This is a genomic window from Caecibacteroides pullorum (assembly GCF_019239235.1).
GTDB lineage: Bacteria > Bacteroidota > Bacteroidia > Bacteroidales > Bacteroidaceae > Bacteroides > Bacteroides pullorum.
On record NZ_JAAZTS010000011.1, the window covers coordinates 1 to 20,096 of the forward strand.

Sequence of the window (20,096 nt, forward strand, 5' to 3'; positions counted from 1 at the left end):
GACTGCAAAGTTGCAAAATCAAGTCCGTTTCATCTCAAGAAACCACGTAATTGACTATATTTCAATAATTTCAAAGAACTATTTATCAACTTTTACGGGACAGTAGTGAGGGCACTCTATTTTTAATAGCGTTATCCTCAGACTATAAACTCATTTTTACAGGAGCTGAGTTTGGATACTTTCTTTTTAGTTTTAGGGACGGGAAAAGACTGTATATGCAGGATCCTCTACATCCACCAGCATCTTAGTCAGTATCTTTTTGAGTTTACCTACCAGTTTCACTTCTTTGTCAGCTAGATTATTCATCTGATAAGGATCGTTTTTTCGATCAAAAAGATATTCTTCAGTAATGATTCCTTTCTTGAATTTGGCGGCGTATGTGTATTGTTTGTTACGTATACCTCTTGCGCCTGTATCTGGATTTTTCCCAGTTGAGTTTACTTGGTTATACCGCATATACAACTGATATTTCGGCATGTTTTTACGACTGCCCAGAATCTGTTTGCTCAGATTACGGGTCTGGACAGAAGAAGGTATCTTGTCCTCCAATCCCATCAGAGACAAAATAGTCGGGCAGAAATCCTCCACAGAAAGCAATAAGTCCTGATCTACCCTTGGCGAGAGTTTGTCTCCCCAGGAAATCATAAAAGGAACTCTCATTGCTTCTTCATAGAAGATATTTTTCCCGATATTCTCATGCATTCCCATGGAATCCCCATGATCAGAAACAAAGACAACAATTGTATGATCAAACATACCGTTTCGTTTGAGCGCTTCAATGATCCGTCCAAACTGTTCATCTACTCCCGATATGCAGGCATAATAATCAGGCAGACTTTTCTTGAAATAATCAACATACTTCTGATCTGCATTTCGGAGATGCGGCATTGCGGCTACAACCGAATCAACATTCAATCCTTTATAAAGTTCCTTATAATTGTCGGGTACCAGTTCATAACCCGTATGAGGAGGATTCATGGATACCATCATGGCAAAAGGCTGGTCTGATCCCTTGATACTATCCAGATACTGAATGGCAAGATCGGCCTCATATTCAGGCCCCCACTGATTCACATAATAAAAATCCTCGCGCCCGGCCTGAGAATTCCAGTACATGGGTTTCAGATGCCAGTCGTATGTACCATAAGCCACCCAATAGTCAAAGCCATGTCTTCTGTGAGGAGGACACCATTCATTCCAGGCCATTTCCCCCTTATTGTTGTAGCAGTCGATAAAAGGCTTCACAGGTTTGTCCAAATGCCATTTCCCGATGTATGCAGTATGGTAACCTTCCGAGTGAAGTACATCCGACCAGCAAGTCAGGTCTTCCCGCAATTCAACATCCTGTACGGCTGACTCCGACTGACAGTTGGTAATAACTCCATTCTTGTGCGGATAAGCTCCCGAAAGGAACATACCTCTGGCCGGAGATGATACAGGATACCCGCTGACAGCCTGGGTACACACGACTGCTTCTCTGGCAAAAGAATCAAAATGCGGAGTTTTTACCGCTTCCTTTCCTCTGAAACTGAAGGCATCTCCACGAAACTGGTCAGCCATTATGACCAGAAGATTAGGACGTTCATTACCGGAATTATCCGATACGGCAGTTGCCTGGACAGGAAGTTGATACAAAGTGGATGCAATAGCAGCAAAACAGAAATTCGCGTAATTTTTCATGGTATCTAAGTTTTATTTCAGCAAATGTAGCTATTTGAACGATAATACAAAAAATCAAATTGCTTTTTTATCGGGGTTCTACCATACTCCAGATAGTTAATTTTCACAAAAAACAAGAAGGGTGAGAAACTTTTGCTAATTTTGTAAAACGTCTGAAAATACAGAAAACTGACCGGTATTGTTATCCCGACCATAACGCCGGAATGTATCTGATCTTTCCAGATAATGGGGTATGAAAAACTATATGTACAAATCTATTAAATTTATAAACCGAAGTCTATGAAAAAAATCAGTTTCTTATTGTGCCTTAGCATGACTTTCAATAATCTTGCAATAGAACAAGCATCAGCTAAAGAAGCAAACAGCTATGAAACATGTTTTGTCTATGAAAACATGGATGAAAACAAGGTCAGTCTTGAAGAAATCGCCAAGGAATTATTCGCCGATCCTCTGTGTACGACACTGAACAAAAAAGTCGGAAAAAGAAAAATCAAGTCTTGCAAAAGCGAAGAGTTAAGAAATCTGGCCACAGCCCTGTATAACAAACAATATGACACTCAATTTCGTGTAAACTCCTTTAAACCGGTCTACAGTCCGGAAGCACTGGGAAAACTGTTGCATATCGGAGACGGTTACAGCACCTACCAGCATATTACAGGTATCGTACTCAAGCCCGGAAAACACATCATCGTTGTCGACGGTCTGAAAGAAGGCAGCAAACTCGGCGTGAAAGTAGCGGATTTGTATGCTCCCAATCAGGGAGACGAAGACTGGAGCCTTCATTTTGAAAGATTCGAACTCAAAAATGGAATTAACGTCATTGAGAAAACTTCCGAATGGACAGGACTTGCCTATATGGATTACTACTTCGACAACCCGGAAAAAGAAAATACGGTTAAGGTACATTTCATCACCGGAGAAGTCAACGGATATTTCGATGCATCCGTAAATACCAACGAAGACTGGGACAGAATGCTTGCCAACGCTGTCTATCCGGTTTTCGATGCAACAGGAAGCAACATACACCTGGCTTACCCGGTAGAGGATCTGAAAAAATATGCACCCGGCCAGGGTAAGGAACTGATTGATGTTTACGAACAGCTGGTGTCCAAGCAACATGAAATCATTGGCTGGAAAAAATACAATCACATCACAAACAATAAAATCTTTGCCCGCGTCAACTACGGATACTACATGTTCCGCGACGGTGATGGCGTAGCCTTCAAGTTCGATACCATGAAACGTGTGGCCGATCCTGTTCACATGCGGACAAAAGACGAAGATGCCTGCTGGGGATTCAGCCATGAAGTGGGACACGTACATCAGCTGCAAACCTATCTCTCATGGGGAGGATTGGGTGAAACCAGCAATAATATCTGTACCAGATATTGTACGCAGGCTTTCGGATACAAGAACAGACTTTCCTCAGCTTTTGCCAATGCTGAAAAGAGTTTCCTGGAAGACAGCAAGGCCGGTGCGGTCAGCCCTTCCCGGAAAGCCGGAGAAATGAACGACTCCATCATCTCCTCCTGCAAGGAAAATCCGGACAAGGCAATCAGCTATCTGGAAACAGATGTATTTGAAAGACTGGTTCCGTTCTGGAAGCTGCAATGCTACTTCACTCAAAACGGCTACCCTGACTTTTATCCGGACTTATACGAAAAAATGAGAAACTCCGAAAAAGAACATCCGGAACTGAAAGATCTGGACAGAAGCAGCAACGTCGTTCCATTCCAGCTGAACTTCATACGGGGAGCTTCCTTACTGGCAGGAAAGAATCTTTATCCTTATTTTGAAAAGTTCGGTTTCTTCCGTATCCTGAAACTTTCATACGATGATTACGGAAATTATACCTACGAAATGACAACCGAAATGAGAGACCGCTTCAAGAAAGAAATGGAAGAGCTGGAAAAACAGCAATTGATCAAGCCGCTCACTCCGGAAGAACTCAACGCACTGATTTATGCTAAAGAAAAAGAGTAACTCAAAGTCTAAATACCAATAAACTATGAAACGAATTTTTCCTCTTTTATTGGGAGGCCTGCTGCTGGCTGTTCCCCTTCAGGGACAGGAGAAACCCCTGCCAGCCTTATACGGCACAGGCACCTGGAATGCTGATTCACTCGGCAATCACAGAGTGGTGGTTTCCGTTGACCAGCCCTCAGATGCAGTTCTGGCTCTCATCCAATGGCGACGGAAAGATTTCAATCCGGAAAACAAGGATCTGATTGTCATTGATGCCAAGACCGGAAAGCGTATCACCAACGTATGCCGCTTTCAGATCAACCGGGAAAAAGGTGAGGTGGCCTTCCAGCCGCAGACCGTTCCGGGAGACTATTACATCTACTACCTGAAAAACATTTCTACAGGAAGCAAATATTATCCGACCGTAACTTATCCGGGATTTGAAGAAACAGCATCTGCCGAATGGAAAAAGGCCAACCGCCTGACAGGAAAAAAGGCTCCCGAACTACCGCAGGCTACCGTCAAGCAATTCCAGGCCATCAATGAATTCCATTCTTTCTACCCGATGGAAGTGATCGCCACTGCCAAAGAAAAAGACGACTTGCTGAAATCCCAACCAGAGGATCCCTATATTCTGTTTACGGAAGACCGGCGTTACCCGATCCGCATGACAACGGATCTGCCCTATAAATGGATAGAGGACAACCGCCATGATTCTTTTGAGGGAACGGCAGACAAGGGAGAATATTACACCTTCCAAATTGGTCTTTGGGCGGCCCGCAAGGATGTCAACCACCTGAAGCTTACCTATTCTGCTCTGGTTAATTCACAAACCGGCGAATCAATCCCCGCTTCTGCATTCACCTGTTTCAACACAGGAGGTGTAGATGTCACCGGAAGTGTGTTTGAAAAAGACTGTTCCGTCCCCAAAGGAAAAGTACAGGCCCTGTGGGTAGGAACGATGGTTCCCGAACAGCTGACAGCCGGACAGTATACAGGAACAGTAACCGTTCAGGCTGCAGGAATGAAACCCAAACAGGTAAAAGTGACCCTGAATGTCACTGACAACCTGATTGCCAACCATGGAGACAATGAACCCTGGAGACATTCGCGCCTGCGCTGGCTGAACTCCCAGATCGGCTTTGATGACGAAGTAATCGCTCCCTATATTCCTCTGAATGTACAGGACAAGACCATTTCACTGCTGGGACGCAAAGTGACTCTTCAGCCCAACGGATTCCCGGCACAGATCACTTCTTATTTCAAGGAAACACTCACCGAAATAGGAACAGAAGGACTGGATATCCTGTCCAGACCGATGGAACTCACAACCGGAGAAAACTGGGAGAACCTGGACTTCACCTATACCAAACGTAAGGCCGGTGCTCTGGGATGGCATGCCACCAATCAGAACAATCAGTTCATTATGAACCTGGACGCCCAGATCGAGTCTGACGGAAACATGGAATACAAGGTAGTGCTTATTGCCCGCAAGGATGGTGAAATAAATGACATTGCACTCCGTACCGAACTGGCCCCCAACATTGCACAATATATGATGGGATTGGGAGAAAAAGGCGGCTACTGCCCCCAGAATCTGGACTGGAAATGGGGCGTTGAAAAAAATCAGGATGCCCTGTGGACCGGCAGTGTCAATGGAGGACTGCAACTCCGATTCTATGACGACAAATACGAACGTCCGCTGAATACGAACTTCTACCACGAGAAACCGCTGCACATGCCGGTTTCGTGGTGTAACAACGGCAATGGAGGTATCAAGCTGAGTGCAGCAGGAAAAAACACCCTGATCAATGCTTATTCAGGAAAACGTACAGTCAAAAAAGGTGACCGCCTGTGCTTCTACTTCAACGTGCTGATCACTCCGTTCCGTACCATCAATCCCGACAAGCAATGGCAGGACCGCTATTATCACGGATATGACTTCATCGACAAGACTCATGAATTCGGAGCGACCGTAGTCAATATTCATCACGCCAATGCCATCAATCCGTTTATCAACTATCCTTTCCTGCGCACCAGAGAGATGAAAGCTTATATTGACGGAGCTCATGCAAAGAATATGAAAGTGAAGATCTACAATACGGTACGTGAACTTTCAAACAGCTGTACCGAGATCTTTGCCTTGAGAAGCCTCAACGGAGAAATTTTCTCCAAAGGTAAGGGAGGCGGATATTCCTGGCTTCAGGAACACTACGACCAGGATTACATCGCTGCCTGGTTTGCCTATAATGTACAGGATGCTGCGATTGTAAATACCGGAGTATCCCGCTGGCACAATTACTATATGGAAGGACTGGACTGGCTCGTCAAGAATGTCGGCATCGACGGACTGTACATTGACGACCTGGCTTTCGACCGCATGTCCATGAAACGTGTACGCAAGATTCTGAACCGTACCAACCCTGGTGCCATGATCGACTTGCATTCAGCCAACCAGTTTAACGACAAAGACGGCTTTGCCAACAGTGCAAACCTGTATCTGGAACACTTCCCCTACCTGGACCGCCTGTGGTTCGGCGAATATTTCGACTACGACATGCCGCCCGAGTTCTGGATGGTGGAAGTATCTGGTATCCCCTACGGACTGATGGGAGAAATGCTGTGGGAAGGTGGAAACAAATGGCGCGGAATGCTGTATGGCATGACCGGACGTAACCCGGGATATGGGGTGGACAACCGTCCTCTTTGGAAATTCTGGGATGAGTTTGGAATGAAAGGCAGTGAAATGATCGGTTACTGGGTGAAGGATAACCCGGTCAAGACCGGCAGAGAAAAAACCCTCGCCACCATCTACCGTAAAACCGGAACCAAGACACTGGTCTCACTGGCAACCTGGGAAGACCATGATGTAGATGTTACCCTGCAAATTGACTGGGCTAAACTGGGCCTGGATCCGGCCAAGGTATCTCTGCATGCCCCGGCTATTGAGAACTTCCAACCCGAAAAGACCTGGAAACCGGGAGACACCGTAACCGTTCCGAAAGGAAAAGGATGGCTTATCGTGATTGAATAACCGAAGGATTCCATCGAATAAAAACCATTTCACATGAAAAACAGAATACTAACCCTGACAACCTGTGTCTTCTGCCTGGCTCCGCAAGGATTTGCCCAGCATGTATCCGTTCAGGAACAGACAGAGACCCTGAAAACCTATAAATTCTCTGATCCGAATCCGGTAGCAACTCCTTCCAACCTGTTCTATCCCTACTTCCGGTTTGACGGATTTACAGCCAAAGGTGAAAACCGGGAATGGAAAACAGTTGAACTGGAGAATGATTACATCAAAGTTACCCTCTTTCCGGAAGTAGGCGGAAAGATATGGGGAGCCGTGGACAAAACCACCGGTAAAGACTTTATCTACAAGAACGGAGTAGCCAAATTCCGTGATATCGCCATGAGAGGTCCCTGGACCTCCGGCGGTATCGAGTTCAATTTCGGTATCATCGGACACGCTCCCACCTCCAGCACTCCTGTGGATTATCTGGTCAGACAAAAAGATGACGGCAGTGTAAGCTGCTACCTGTTCTCCTACGAATGGCTGACACGCACGGCCTGGACTGTGGAAGTCAATCTGCCTAAGGACAAAGCTTACTTTACAACCCACACCACCTGGTACAACCAGTCCGATGTTGATCAGCCTTATTACCAGTGGATGAATGCCGGATACCGGGTCGGCCAGAAAGCTGAGTTCTGTTATCCGGGCGACCATCTCATCGGACACGGGGGTGAGGTTTCCTCGTTCCCGGTAGATGAAAACAACCGGAACATCGGATGGTATGACTCCAATAATTTCGGCAATTCCAAGTCTTACCACGTTCTGGGATATTACAATGACTATTACGGCATCTACTGGCACGGAGAAGATTTCGGGTCCATCCATCATTCCAATTTTGATGAGAAACTGGGTATGAAAATCTTCCTATGGGGACAGTCCCGTGAAGGAGGTATCTGGGAAGACCTGCTGACCGACCAGAACGGCCAGTACATCGAGCTGCAGTCCGGCCGAATGTTCAACCAGCCGGCTTCCAACAGTGCCTACACCCCTTACAAACATCATTCGTTCGCACCTCAGATGACGGATGCATGGACCGAATACTGGTATCCCGTCAAAGGAATCAAAGGAGTGTCCAAGGCCAGCACCATCGGAGCCTTGCACGTAATGCGTGAGGCTGACGGACTGAAACTGGCCTTTTCACCGCTGGAAAAACTGTCAACCGATCTCAAGATCTACAAAGACCAGCAGCTGGTGGAAACACTGTCTCTGACTACCAACGTCATGGAACCGGTCACCCTGACTTCCCTGAAAGGAAAAGACATCCCCGAAGGCCACCTGAAAGTAGTCATCGGAGACAATCTCCTGATCTACTCGGATAATCCGGAAAACTTCGACCTGAAGCGCCCCATGACCCTTCCCGAAGATTTCAACTGGAATTCTGCTTTCGGACTTTATACCCAGGGAGAACAATGGTTGAACCAAAAAGTATGGGACAAGGCAGAAAGCTACCTGAAGAAATCCCTGGAACAGGATGCCAACTTCTCACCGGCTCTGGTACGCCTTTCCTCCCTCTATTACCGGGAAGGCAGATATCAGGAAATGATTCCCCTGCTGGAACGGGCTTTGGGGCTGAATACCTATGACGGAGAAGCCAACTACCTGTACGGACTGGCCAACCGCATGCTGGGCAATGCAACAGAAGCGAAGGCTGCTTTTGCTATCGCTACTTTTTCAGCTTCAGTGCGCACTGCCGCTTACGAACAGCTGGGCGAAATGTATGCTTGCGACCGGAACTGGACCAAAGCCGAACAATATGCAAAGAAGAGTCTGACTTACAATGCCATGAACCTTCATGCCCGTCAGTTGCTGACAATGATTTACAGAAAGACTGGCAGAACAGAGCTGGCGAAAGAACAGATCAGCCAGGTGCTGGATCAGCTGCCTTTGTATCATGGTCTCCGCTTTGAAGAAGCCTGGCTGTCCGGAAACCATACTCCGGAACAACTTGCTTCATTCGCTTCCCAGATCCGTAATGAACTGCCGGCCGAAACTTATCTGGAACTGGCCGAATGGTATGAAAGAACCGGATGTGAGGAAGAAGCCATCGCCCTGCTCACCTGTGCCGGAAATCATCCGATAGTCCTGTATCAGAAAGCCTGGCTGCAGAGCAGACAAGGAGCAGCTCGGGAAGCCCGGGAAACACTGGAACTGGCCAATGCCCAGTCACCGGATTATATCTTCCCCTTCCGTCCGGAAACCCTGAAATACCTGGATTGGGCCGAATCGCAGTCAGCCAACTGGAAAATCAACTATTACCAGGGACTGATATACTGGACCAACCAGCAGAAGGACAAGGCACTCCAGGAAATGAACCTGTGTGACAATGCAGGCTATGCACCTCTGTATCTGTCGCGCGCACAGCTCAAGGAAGGCGAAGCCAGACTGGCAGACCTGATGAAAGCCGAGCAGGCAGATCCTTCATGGAGAGCCGGCATGGCCTTGCTGAACTATTATATTGCAGAAAGTAACTGGGACAAGGTAGTAGAAACAGGCAAAAAGTACATCCAGAAATATCCGGACAACTATTACATTGGACTGAAATATGCCAACGGTCTGTGCGAAACCAGACAGTATGGTTCCTGCATTTCCCTGTTGAGCAAAATGCAAGTGTTACCGAACGAAGGTTCCTATGCCGGCAGAGCCGTATACCGTGCTGCCAACCTCTACCAGGCAATGGATCAGTTCAGCAAACACCGGTATGATGCAGCCCTGAAATCCATAAAAGCCTCCGAAGAATGGCCGGAAAACCTGGGTGTAGGAAAACCTTACGACGATCAGATAGACAAACGGCTGGAAGATTATCTGGAAGCCAAGGTATATGAAAAGAAAGGAGAAACGGCAAAAGCCCAAACCCTGCTGGACAAAGTATCTTCCCATCCTACTTCCACCCGCAATTTCGAATCAGCGCATTTGCTGACGGCACTGGCTTTGCGTGACACAGGCAAACAGGCAGAAGCCGACAAGCTGGTTGCCTCCTGGAAAAAGGATTTCCCGGAAAGCAAACCGGCACAATGGTGTACTGCCGTTTATCATGGAAACATGGACCAGGCTAGAGAACTGTTGAGCAGCAGATATGCTTCCAACGAGACTACTCCCTGGGAAACCGGCTACCGGGATACAAACTTTGACCTGATTGCAAGATTATTCTCGGGAGTACCCAAGTGACACTTTACGCTGCTAAAGTAGGTGTTTAGCGGGCTAAAGTGCATGTTTAGCGCGCCAAAGTAGGTGTTTAGGAAACGCAAAGAGGGACATGTGAAACTTCGGTTTTGCTTTCACACCGCCCGTTTTTTGAGAGACTATCCGTAAAGCCTTCACGCTTTCACATTATTGTAAGTTCTTGTTTTCAAGTATTTTATGGTGAAGGATAGATTTCACAGGGAAGATAGTTGGTTTCACGGATGTTTTGGAAAAGAGAAAGAGGATAAAACCAACGGCTTTATCCTCTTTCTCTATATTGTCGCTAGATAATACTTATTCGTGCTGTGCGAAATACTTCAGGAATTGCGTGCGTTCGAAAGTATTCACACCCTTTACGTCGCCTACGTTCAGTTTACCCTTGAACTGGGCGATGTTTTCCATGCCCTTGCTTGCCATCCATTCGGCCACGAACTTGTTGTATTCGTTAATGACGGCAGATGATTCTTTGTAAAGAACACTGCAAATTTCTACGGCGGAGGCTCCTGCCAGAATGGATTTTACAATGCCTTCAGCTGAGTGGATGCCACCTGAAATGGCATAATCTATCTTATTGACTGCTGCCGAAGCAATACCGGTCCAGCGAAGCGAGTTGGAGAGGTCGGCCTCATTGCTGAATACATCACCTGCCACCTGCGTCATCTTGTCGATATTGATATCCGGCTGGTAGAAGCGGTTGAACAATACGACGGCCGCAGCTCCGTTGGCGTAAAGCTGGTCGATGAGGGCTACGGGATTCGTCAGATTGCTGCCCAGTTTCATGATAACGGGGATTTTGACCGTTTTCTTGATGTGACGCAGGATGTCAATGTGGCGCTGTTCAAAGCTACCATAGGTGTATTGTACATCAGTTTGTAAAGCTAGAATATTGATCTCCAGTGCGTCGGCTCCGGCTTCTTCGATCTGCTTGGCGAAGTCTGCCCATACGTCATCTTTATAGCAGTTGATGCTGGCGATAACGGGGATGTCGCACACCTTCTTGCTTTCACGTATCAGGTTGAGATATTCACCTAGTTTGTGGTGGAGGATGTAGACAGACAGTTTGTCTGCAGCTTCGGGTGACATGGAAGGATCGTCGTGTTGGTAGACTTCCATCATGATCTGCTCTTCAAAGAGAGACTTCAGTACGATAGCTCCTGCTCCTGCTTCGCAGAGTTTCTGGTTCTTGGCTGCGCTGTCTGTCAGACCTGAACTGCTGACGATAATGGGATTTCTAAGGGAAAGCCCGGCAAATGTTGTTTGTAACGTTGTTGCCATGATGTTTTATTTTTTAGATTAATAAATTCGTTCTCCGAAAATTTTGCTTCCTACACGTACCAGTGTGCTTCCTTCGGCAATGGCTTCGTGGTAGTCGTGAGACATGCCCATCGAAAGTTCGCAAAAAGCATCGTCGTCGGCAAACCATGTGGATTTTACTTCACGGAAGAAGTTGCTTAAGGAACGGAATTCCTCCTTGATTTGTTCGACGTTGTCCGTGTTGGTGGCCATGCCCATGAGCCCGCACAGACGGATGTGCTGCAACTGACGCCACTGGCCTTCGGCCAGCATCTGGCGGCATTCGTCGAAGCTGAAGCCGAATTTGGTCTCTTCGCGGGCGATGTGCAGTTGGAGCAGGCAGTTCACCCTGCGTCCGGCTTTGGCTGCTTGTTTGTCTACTTCTGCCAGGAGCTTGTAGGAGTCGATGCCGTGAATCAGTGCTACGTAGGGCACGATGTATTTCACTTTGTTGGTCTGCAGGTGGCCGATGAAATGCCATTCAATGTCTTTCGGCAGACTTTCATATTTGGCCGTCATTTCCTGTACCTTGCTTTCGCCGAAGATACGTTGTCCTGCCCGATAAGCTTCTTCGATGGCTTCGTTCGGGTGGAACTTCGATACGGCTACCAGCCGTACGCCTTCGGGCAGTTCGTTCCGTATTTCTTTGATGCGTTCTCCAATCATATTTTCTCTTGTTTTTTATACTTCCGGCTTGTCGTCGGGCTCAGCGCTGTAAGGATACACGTCCATAAGTGGCGTTTCGGCCACAGAGGCTATCTGATAATCGGCCATGGTGCCCTTCATCCCTTCATCCAGTTTCTTTACGGCATCGCGCAAATCGGCGGCTTGTACCAATACTTGCGTAGATGTTTTTTTCTCTGCACCGCTCTTTTCATCGAGTGTGATAAAAATGAGCTTGCATTTGAACCAGCGGTCGGCAGCTTCTTCATCGCAGGGGAAAAGTTCGCTATAGTTGGCACGCTTGATGTCGGCTACAGTGAACTCACCACTGATGAAAGGAGTAATCTCTTCGATGATACGTGCTTCGGCTTCGGTAAAGCTGAGTGCATCTACCAGATAGGGCTCCGTAACCTTCTTGTTCATGCCGTTTTCCATTGTTTTTTCATATCGAATCTTGCATTCGAACCATGTATGCATTGCCATAATTTTCAGTCTTTTAGTTTTCTATCAATAAAAATTGGTCGGTTAATTCCCCACAAAGATAAAACTTTTCAAATGAAGAATGCAAGATAAGGTTTAAGATTTGCGCAGAGTGTCTGATTTTCTGTTATAGTTATTGTTGTGGACGGGTGGAATAAGAACGGGACGAAACATTCTTTTAACATGATTGAAATAGGTGCTTCCAAACTTTTTCTTACTTTTGTTTGTTATCAAGAAGAATTTTAAAGGAAAAGAAAATTATGGCAACAACAAATTTCAAAGGACAGCCGGTGAGATTGATCGGTGAGTTTATACAGGTGGGCACTGTAGCCCCCGATTTCGGATTAGTAAAAACGGACTTGTCAACTTTCTCGTTAAAAGATTTGAGTGGTAAGAATGTGGTATTGAATATTTTTCCAAGTCTTGATACGGCAGTTTGCGCAACTTCAGTTCGTAAGTTTAATAAATTAGCAGCTTCTTTGCCCGATACGATTGTATTGGCTATTTCGAAAGATCTGCCTTTTGCACATGCACGTTTTTGTACAACGGAAGGCATTGAACATGTCATTCCATTGTCCGATTTCCGTATTTCCGATTTTGATGAGAATTATGGTGTATGTATGGCCGATGGTCCGTTAGCCGGATTGTTGGCACGTGCTGTCGTTATTATAGGTAAGGACGGTCGGGTGGCTTATACGGAGCTGGTACCTGAAATTACACAGGAACCTGATTATGACAAAGCTTTGGAAGTTTTGAAGTAATTTTTCTAAAAAAACAGGGTGTATCCTTTTCCAAGAAGGTTGAGACTTCTTGATAGAGATACACCCTTTATTTTGTGGAATAAATGCGAAAAGGTTCGTTTTTCTTTATTGATCAGCTTTTTTAGATAGTTTTTCAAGGAAGTAGACCATGAGGAAGCCTACTACCATCAGTGCTATTGCCTCGCCAATGTAGGCATTGGGCAAGATGTTGGTTTCGATAGGCATGCCATGAGTGTTGTCGGCTATTTCTTTCCATGGCCATACTTTGTTGAGTGAACCCAGCATGAAGCCTGTCAGAACGGCTAAGGTGATGTTGCGGAAATGCTTCAAGGCAAACGATAACAGACGTGAGAAACTGGTGATACCGATGAATGCACCTGCTGCAAAAATGGCCAAGGTCGTGATATTGAGCGTCTTTACCGCTTCCATTATATAGAAATATTTACCTAACAACACCAGAATGAAACTTCCTGAAATGCCTGGAAGAATCATGGCGCAGATAGCAATAGCTCCACACAGGAAGATGAACAGCGGATGGGTCGACGTTTCTGCGGGAGTAGCAACGGTTATGTAGTAAGCTACAATGGCACCAATGATGAATCCGATGACAGTTTTCCAATTCCACCCTTTGATGTCTTTCCCTACGAACCAAGTAGATGCCAGTACCAGGCCGAAGAAAAATGCCCATACCAAAATGGGATGGGTAGTGAGTAGCCAAGTTATGACTTTTGCGAGCGAAAAGACGCTAATGCCAATTCCCAGCAGAAGTGAGAACAGAAAATTCCCATTGATTTTCTTCCAAAACTGTCCCCATTTTCCTGTAAAAAACAGGCGGAGACTTTCCATATTAATACTCTTGATCGTTTCTATCAGTTCATCGTAGATGCCTACAATAAAGGCGATGGTACCGCCTGAGACACCCGGTACAACATCGGCAGCTCCCATGCCCATACCTTTTAGTGCGATGAATGCGTAGTCTTTCAGTTTTCTTTTCATATTGCTTGTAATTTTATTTTGTAGAGTCTTTTTGTAAAAATTATCCTTTTCTTCGTCGGATAGGTTCTGTCAGGTAGGTTTTCATTACCTGCATGGCCTCTCCATCAGGCATTGTCTCCACCTGTGTTTGCAGATTTTCCATGTATTTTTCGTTCATGGGGCTTTCTGTCTGTTGGTTGTAGTGTCGGGCCTTCTCTGTTTCGCCAGACAGGATACATGACATGGTAAGTCGCTGGTACAGGTTCGGATAGTCAGGTTTCCACTGTTCGATATGTTCCAGAGCGCTGACAGAATAGCGGTACATACCTGCTTCGGTGCTATAAGCGGCTATTTCTGACCATGTATCGGCTGTATTGTCATAGCTGCCTATTTCTTCCCACATGTCAACGGCTTTTTGCCTTTCGCCACGTTGTGCATAGATTAGGCCTCCCAACAAATGGGCGTCTACATTGAGGTAATCGATGTCAATGGCTTTGTGGCAGTAATCGAGTGCCTGTCCTTCGTACTTTTCGTTGCCAAGTTTATAAATGCAGATGGCCATGCCGGCGTAGAGGGATGAACGTGTAATAGGGTCTTTCAAGTCCTCTTCCTGTTGCAGGGCAAGATCCAGTTCGTTATAGGCTTTTTCCCATTCTTCTTTTTCCAGCTTGATCTGCCCTACCATTGAGTTCAGATAGGCAGGAGCGATACTGTGGAACTTGACGGCCTGTTCATAGCACTTGACGGCTTCTTCGTCGTTGCCAAGCTCCAGAAAGCAGTAACCCTTAATGACGTAAGCTTCTCCCAGTTCGTCATCAGCCAGCAGGGCATAGTCGCAGGCGTCAATGGCTTTTCCAAATTCCTGCATGCCCATATAGCAACGTGCCGCTGCCATCCAGTATTGTGGATGATAGGGATCATTGTCTATCAGCTTATTATAGTAAGTCAGAGCTTCTGCATAGTTTTTCCGGTCGAGCAGGCTGTCAGCCATGATACAGCAGTATTCTGTATCTTCTTTGTCCCATCGCCAGTGCGAAAGCCATTCCGTTGCCTGGTCGTACTGATAGGCTCCAAGGTACATGTAAGCCACATCGATGATGTTTTCCTTGCTGTATTTGTCTTCCAGCATGTCCAGTTGCAGTTCGGCGTCCTCTATGCGTCCTTCTTCCACCAACAGTCTGGCGCGTAGGATGGTGACGTCGGGGCGTTCTTCGGTTATTTCTGCGGCAGCCTGCTTTGCGTCTTCCAGCTCGTACAGATCCAGATGTAAGTAGCTGCGCTCCACCAGCAACGAGGTGTTGCCAGGGTGGAGCTTCAGCCCATACGCGATGACTTCGGCTGCGTCGTCGAACTTACTGTTGCGGTCGTACCATTCGGCAATATCGGCCAGGTCTTCTGCATCCATGTAGATGGAGATGTGCTGGTCGCGTGCCGTTTCGTAGCTTTCCACCAGTTCAGCCAATGCCTTGTCTTTGCCCGACAGCAGGTTCTTGTTACTCATCGTATGTGTGTATCAGTTTTTTTATTTGTTTATTTTGCCCCAAGTGTCTTTCAGGCCTACTGTGCGGTTGAAGACCATCTTTTCTGCTGTAGAATCCTTGTCGACGTTGAAGTAGCCGATGCGTTGGAATTGCAGATAAGTGAGGGGCTTCATGCCGGCAGCAAACTTTTCGACATAACAGCAGGGCAATACCTTCAGCGAATCGGGGTTGATGATTTCCTTCATGGCTGTCAGGGCGTCGCAGTTCTTGGCTTCGCGGATGGCAGCCAGCTCGTCGCGAGGATTTTCCACTTTCCACAGACGGTCGTACAGGCGTACTTCAGCTTCCAGGCAGTGGGCACAGCTCACCCAATGCAGGGTGCCTTTCACCTTGCGGTTGGCGCCTGGCATACCGCTCTTTGAGTCAGGGTCGTATTCGCAGTAGACTTCCACCACTTCGCCTGCCTCGTTCTTCTTGCAACCTGTGCACTTCACGATGTAGGCATTCTTCAAGCGTACTTCCTGGCCGGGGGTCATGCGGAAATATTTCTTCGGGGCGTCCTCCATGAAATCTTCGCGCTCCATCCACAGCTCACGGCTGAATTCGATGGTATGGCTGCCTTCTTCAGGACGTTCGGGGTTGTTGATGGCTTCCAGTTCCTCCACCTGTCCTTCGGGATAGTTGGTGATAACCAACTTCACAGGATTCAGTACGGCTGAAATACGAGTGGCACGTTCGTTCAGGTCTTCGCGAACGGCACTTTCCAGCAGGGCGAACTCGTTGAGAGCGTCGTAAGTGGTGTAACCGATCTTGTCGATGAACTTATGGATAGACTCTGGCGAATAGCCACGACGGCGGAAACCACAGATGGTCGGCATGCGGGGATCGTCCCAGCCGTTCACCAGGCCTTCCTTGACGAGCGTCAGCAGGTTGCGCTTGCTCATCAGCGTGTAGCTCAGGTTCAGTTTGTTGAATTCGTACTGGCGCGGGCGGTTGTCGTCCAGATCCTTGCCTTCTTTCAGCCAATCGACGAAGAGGTCGTAGAGCGGGCGGTGTACCACAAATTCCAATGTACAGAGCGAGTGGGTCACGCCTTCGAAGAAGTCACTCTGGCCGTGGGCGAAGTCATACATGGGATAGGCTTTCCATTTCGTACCCGTGCGGTGGTGCGGATGTTTCACTACACGATAGATGATGGGGTCGCGGAAGTGCATGTTGGGGTTGGCCATGTCTATCTTGGCGCGCAGCACCATGGCACCTTCTTCTACCTCGCCACTGTTCATCTTTTGGAACAGCTCCAGATTTTCTTCAATAGGGCGGTTGCGGTAAGGACTTTCCGTACCCGGCTGGGTCGGTGTACCTTTCTGTGCCGCTATTTCTTCAGACGACTGTTCGTCGATGTAAGCCTTGCCTTCCTTGATGAGGCGGATGGCGAAGTCCCACAGCTGCTGGAAGTAGTCGGAGGCATAGTATTCGTGTCCCCACTGGTAGCCCAGCCAGCGTATGTCTTCCTTGATGGCCTCGACGTATTCCACGTCCTCCTTGGTGGGGTTGGTGTCGTCGAAGCGCAGGTTGCATACGCCTCCGTGAGCGGCTGCGATGCCGAAATCAAGGCAGATGGCCTTGGCATGTCCGATGTGCAGGTATCCGTTAGGCTCCGGCGGGAAGCGTGTCTGCACTCTGCCTCCATTTTTACCGTTGCTCAAGTCGTTTTCTACAATTTGCTCAATGAAGTTCAAGCTTTTCTTTTCGCTTGTTTCTTCGTTTTTCAGTTCTGCCATAGTGTTATAATATATAATATGGTGTAATTTCCCGTAGGGATATGATAAAACATGTGGCAAAAGTACGACTTTTACATGACGTGGGGAAACATATTCTTTTATTTTTTAGGAGAAGTCCGTCCGCACGTTTGTCTTGCTAAAATAGCCGGAACATTGAAGCTCTTATGTTTGAAGTATTCGGGTCTTATAGACGTTGTCTGAGCCTCTTTCCGGTGGCCCGGAAACCTACTCATCTACTTAAATGCCTGATAATGGCCCATGAAGGTAGATGTGTGACAAGCGTTTGGTAAACATTATGCGTGAAAAAATAAATAAATGCCCTGCCTTAAAGGTTGCCTATCTTAGAATGTTTATACAGCCTCTTGCTGCATTTACCCAATTTATTGAAAATGTACTGTTTACTCCTGCAAGTTTCAAAATGCTCTTTATGTTCATGTATCATTTTAACCGTCATCCCGGCCTTGAGCCGGGATCCAGGAACACACAGGCGATGATGATATGGATCCCGCATCGAGTGCGGGATGACAGAAACCGGATAGCGTTTATGGCTTGACGGGAATATATTCGCCGCCTTTGATGATGGCCTGCCCGTTGGACGAAAGAATATAATCCAGTAGCGGGGCAACGCGGTCGGCATTCTTCTGTTCGTAATAGTAGTAGAGTGGGCGGACGATGGGGTAAGTGCCGTTGGTGGCGTTTTGCGGGGTGGGTTGTGCATACTCGCCTCCTTCGTAGGCCACGGCAAGCGGCTTCACTCGGTGGGAGACGTAGGCCAGTCCCACGTAGCCGATGGCACCACGGGTCTGGCTGACCGACTGGATGACGGCGCCCGTGGCGGGCATGGAAAGGCTGCCAGCCATGTAGTTCTTATTTTTCAGCACGCTCTCTTTGAAGAATTCATACGTGCCGGAGGACGTCTCGCGCGAATAAACGACAATCTTGCGGTCTTCTCCTCCCACTTCTTTCCAGTTGGTAATCTTTCCGCGGAAAATATCTTCCAGTTGCTGGCGGGTCAGCCGGTCGACCGGATTGTCAGGATGGACCACCACGGCAAGGGCGTCTCCAGCGATGATGGTTTCGCGGATGTCTTTGCCTGCCGCCTTAGCTCTCATCTTTTCGCTGAACTTGATGGAGCGCGAAGCCATGGCCAAATCGGCCGTGCCGTCCAGCAATGCGGAAATTCCTACGCCGCTACCTCCGCCGGTGACGGTGACGCGGGCTTCGGGGTGGATTTTCATGAATTCTTCGGCTGTCTGTTGGGCGATGGGCAATACTGTGTCGCTGCCCTTGATGCGTTGGGCGTAGAGGTTGCCGAAGGAAAGAAACCATGCGGCCAGAACAAGAAAAATCTGTATAGTCTTCATTTTAATTATTGTTTTTATGGGCACAAATAACGGAAACAGATGTTTCATGGATGTTACAAAACGGGTGTCCTCGGGATTTGTAACGAAAATGTAATACATATGAAACCGTTTTTTCAAGAGAAAGACACGTTTTCTTAGCATTTCCGCTGTTTCTTTGCGGCGGAAAATTATAGGTACAGAAATTTATTATGCAATGAAGCGGATATTTGAAAAAATTGTAGAAGGACTGCTGGCCTGTAGCGGTTTTGTGACAAGCATCACAATTGTTTTGATTGTGCTCTTCCTCTTTTCGGAAGCGGCGGGGCTGTTTGGTGACAAGGTCATAGAAGAAGGTTACGTGCTGGCGGTTCATCAAGGTACCGGAGTGGACGAGCTGACTCCCGAGGAGATTAAGGATGTGTTTGACGGCGAGATTACCAATTGGAAGGATGTAGGGGGAGAGGATGTCCCCATCCGCCTGTTTCGTCTGGAGGACGCTGAGCGGTATTTCACGGAAGAGCAGTTGGGAGCGTCTTACGAGAATGCGGGCGCATGTATCACAGGGTTGGTAGCCCGTACGCCTGGTATGGTGGCTTTTGTTCCCGAACAGTTTGTGGAGCACAATGACTCAGTGTATTTGATGAAAGATAACACCATCTCGGCGAAGGACGTGTTTGCCGGTGCGGAATGGTTTCCGACTGCTACGCCCGCACCCTTGTTCGGTTTCTTGCCCTTGATAACGGGTACGCTTTGGGTCAGCCTATTTGCCATTCTGATAGCTTTACCCTTCGGACTGTCCGTGGCCATCTATATGTCTGAAGTGGCCCATCCTAAAATCCGTAACGTCTTGAAGCCGGTCATCGAGCTGTTGAGCGGTATTCCATCTGTAGTTTATGGCTTCTTCGGCCTGATAGTCATCGTGCCTTTGCTTCAACAAGTGTTCAACCTACCTGTGGGTGAAAGTGGCTTGGCGGGAAGTATCGTGCTGGCCATCATGGCCTTGCCTACGATAATCACCGTGACGGAAGATGCCATGCGTAACTGTCCCCGGGCTATGCGCGAGGCCAGTCTGGCGCTGGGCGCATCGCAATGGCAGACTATTTATAGAGTGGTGATACCTTACTCCATATCGGGTATTACGTCGGGTGTCGTGTTGGGCATCGGACGCGCTGTGGGCGAGACGATGGCCGTGTTGATGGTGACAGGCAATGCGGCCGTGATACCGTCTTCCATCCTTGAACCGCTTCGCACCATTCCCGCTACGATTGCTGCCGAACTGGGTGAGGCTCCCGCGGGGGGGGCACATTACGCGTCGTTGTTCCTCTTGGGCGTGGTGCTGTTTTTCATTAGTCTGCTGATTAACTTTACGGTGGAGGCGGTGTCGAAGAGAAAGTAAGGATTTAAATATAGAAATAAGA

The 20,096-nt window shown here is 47.6% G+C and carries 13 protein-coding genes; 5 read left to right on the plus strand and 8 right to left on the minus strand.

Annotation, left to right across the window (positions count from 1 at the left end; translation table 11 throughout):
- Nucleotides 1-192: 192 nt before the first annotated feature.
- Nucleotides 193-1,680 carry a sulfatase family protein gene (locus HF894_RS08850; protein ID WP_204971683.1) on the minus strand — a complete coding sequence of 496 codons (1,488 nt, stop codon included), beginning with the start codon at nt 1,678-1,680 and terminating at the stop codon, nt 193-195.
- Between the two features lie 393 nt (nt 1,681-2,073).
- Between HF894_RS08850 and HF894_RS08855 the strand changes: the two genes are divergently transcribed.
- The 3 genes from HF894_RS08855 to HF894_RS08865 are packed head-to-tail and all read left to right on the plus strand — an operon-like array spanning nt 2,074 to nt 9,886.
- Nucleotides 2,074-3,663, plus strand: coding sequence for a M60 family metallopeptidase (locus HF894_RS08855; protein WP_204971684.1), 1,590 nt, complete (start codon nt 2,074-2,076; stop codon nt 3,661-3,663).
- A 25-nt stretch (nt 3,664-3,688) separates the two neighbouring features.
- The gene (locus tag HF894_RS08860) at nt 3,689-6,679 is read left to right on the plus strand and encodes a glycoside hydrolase domain-containing protein (RefSeq protein WP_204971685.1); all 2,991 of its coding nucleotides are present in this window, start codon (nt 3,689-3,691) and stop codon (nt 6,677-6,679) included.
- A 33-nt stretch (nt 6,680-6,712) separates the two neighbouring features.
- Nucleotides 6,713-9,886 carry a DUF5107 domain-containing protein gene (locus HF894_RS08865; protein WP_204971686.1) on the plus strand — a complete coding sequence of 1,058 codons (3,174 nt, stop codon included), beginning with the start codon at nt 6,713-6,715 and terminating at the stop codon, nt 9,884-9,886.
- 309 nt (nt 9,887-10,195) lie between these two features.
- On the opposite strand, the gene HF894_RS08870 is transcribed toward HF894_RS08865, so the two are convergent.
- From HF894_RS08870 to HF894_RS08880, 3 genes are read right to left on the minus strand one after another with little or no spacing between them, the layout of a single operon-like run.
- Nucleotides 10,196-11,176: a dihydroorotate dehydrogenase-like protein gene (locus tag HF894_RS08870; protein WP_204971687.1), complete on the minus strand. Its 981-nt coding sequence runs from the start codon at nt 11,174-11,176 to the stop codon at nt 10,196-10,198.
- A gap of 18 nt (nt 11,177-11,194) precedes the next feature.
- Entirely contained in the window at nt 11,195-11,860 is a 666-nt protein-coding gene (locus HF894_RS08875) for a YggS family pyridoxal phosphate-dependent enzyme (RefSeq protein ID WP_021846511.1), read from the minus strand.
- 15 nt (nt 11,861-11,875) lie between these two features.
- Nucleotides 11,876-12,340, minus strand: coding sequence for a DUF4494 domain-containing protein (locus HF894_RS08880; protein ID WP_021846512.1), 465 nt, complete (start codon nt 12,338-12,340; stop codon nt 11,876-11,878).
- A 257-nt stretch (nt 12,341-12,597) separates the two neighbouring features.
- Here HF894_RS08880 and tpx point away from each other — a divergent pair, with 257 nt between their 5' ends.
- Nucleotides 12,598-13,098: a thiol peroxidase gene (tpx, locus tag HF894_RS08885; RefSeq protein ID WP_021846513.1), complete on the plus strand. Its 501-nt coding sequence runs from the start codon at nt 12,598-12,600 to the stop codon at nt 13,096-13,098.
- 105 nt (nt 13,099-13,203) lie between these two features.
- On the opposite strand, the gene HF894_RS08890 is transcribed toward tpx, so the two are convergent.
- From HF894_RS08890 to HF894_RS08905, 4 genes are all read right to left on the minus strand, one after another.
- A complete protein-coding gene (locus tag HF894_RS08890) occupies nt 13,204-14,094 on the minus strand; it encodes a DUF368 domain-containing protein (RefSeq protein WP_204971688.1) in 891 nt (296 codons plus the stop codon).
- Nucleotides 14,095-14,134: 40 nt separating this feature from the next.
- Nucleotides 14,135-15,574, minus strand: a complete 1,440-nt coding sequence (locus HF894_RS08895) for a tetratricopeptide repeat protein (RefSeq protein ID WP_204971689.1) — start codon at nt 15,572-15,574, stop codon at nt 14,135-14,137.
- Nucleotides 15,575-15,595: 21 nt separating this feature from the next.
- A complete protein-coding gene (locus HF894_RS08900; RefSeq protein WP_075317277.1) occupies nt 15,596-17,335 on the minus strand; it encodes a glutamine--tRNA ligase/YqeY domain fusion protein in 1,740 nt (579 codons plus the stop codon).
- Nucleotides 17,336-17,877: 542 nt separating this feature from the next.
- The gene (locus HF894_RS08905) at nt 17,878-18,699 is read right to left on the minus strand and encodes a PstS family phosphate ABC transporter substrate-binding protein (RefSeq protein WP_246593188.1); all 822 of its coding nucleotides are present in this window, start codon (nt 18,697-18,699) and stop codon (nt 17,878-17,880) included.
- 193 nt (nt 18,700-18,892) lie between these two features.
- Between HF894_RS08905 and pstC the strand changes: the two genes are divergently transcribed.
- The gene (pstC, locus tag HF894_RS08910; RefSeq protein ID WP_021846519.1) at nt 18,893-20,074 is read left to right on the plus strand and encodes a phosphate ABC transporter permease subunit PstC; all 1,182 of its coding nucleotides are present in this window, start codon (nt 18,893-18,895) and stop codon (nt 20,072-20,074) included.
- Nucleotides 20,075-20,096: the final 22 nt, after the last annotated feature.

What these genes read in the sequence shown, in the direction of transcription:
- HF894_RS08850 (WP_204971683.1), bottom strand. Translation starts at nt 1,680, where the DNA reads ATGAAAAATTACGCGAATTTCTGTTTTGCTGCTATTGCATCCACTTTG.
- HF894_RS08855 (WP_204971684.1), top strand. Translation starts at nt 2,074, where the DNA reads ATGGATGAAAACAAGGTCAGTCTTGAAGAAATCGCCAAGGAATTATTC.
- HF894_RS08860 (WP_204971685.1), top strand. Translation starts at nt 3,689, where the DNA reads ATGAAACGAATTTTTCCTCTTTTATTGGGAGGCCTGCTGCTGGCTGTT.
- HF894_RS08865 (WP_204971686.1), top strand. Translation starts at nt 6,713, where the DNA reads ATGAAAAACAGAATACTAACCCTGACAACCTGTGTCTTCTGCCTGGCT.
- HF894_RS08870 (WP_204971687.1), bottom strand. Translation starts at nt 11,176, where the DNA reads ATGGCAACAACGTTACAAACAACATTTGCCGGGCTTTCCCTTAGAAAT.
- HF894_RS08875 (WP_021846511.1), bottom strand. Translation starts at nt 11,860, where the DNA reads ATGATTGGAGAACGCATCAAAGAAATACGGAACGAACTGCCCGAAGGC.
- HF894_RS08880 (WP_021846512.1), bottom strand. Translation starts at nt 12,340, where the DNA reads ATGGCAATGCATACATGGTTCGAATGCAAGATTCGATATGAAAAAACA.
- tpx (WP_021846513.1), top strand. Translation starts at nt 12,598, where the DNA reads ATGGCAACAACAAATTTCAAAGGACAGCCGGTGAGATTGATCGGTGAG.
- HF894_RS08890 (WP_204971688.1), bottom strand. Translation starts at nt 14,094, where the DNA reads ATGAAAAGAAAACTGAAAGACTACGCATTCATCGCACTAAAAGGTATG.
- HF894_RS08895 (WP_204971689.1), bottom strand. Translation starts at nt 15,574, where the DNA reads ATGAGTAACAAGAACCTGCTGTCGGGCAAAGACAAGGCATTGGCTGAA.
- HF894_RS08900 (WP_075317277.1), bottom strand. Translation starts at nt 17,335, where the DNA reads ATGGCAGAACTGAAAAACGAAGAAACAAGCGAAAAGAAAAGCTTGAAC.
- HF894_RS08905 (WP_246593188.1), bottom strand. Translation starts at nt 18,699, where the DNA reads ATGAAGACTATACAGATTTTTCTTGTTCTGGCCGCATGGTTTCTTTCC.
- pstC (WP_021846519.1), top strand. Translation starts at nt 18,893, where the DNA reads ATGAAGCGGATATTTGAAAAAATTGTAGAAGGACTGCTGGCCTGTAGC.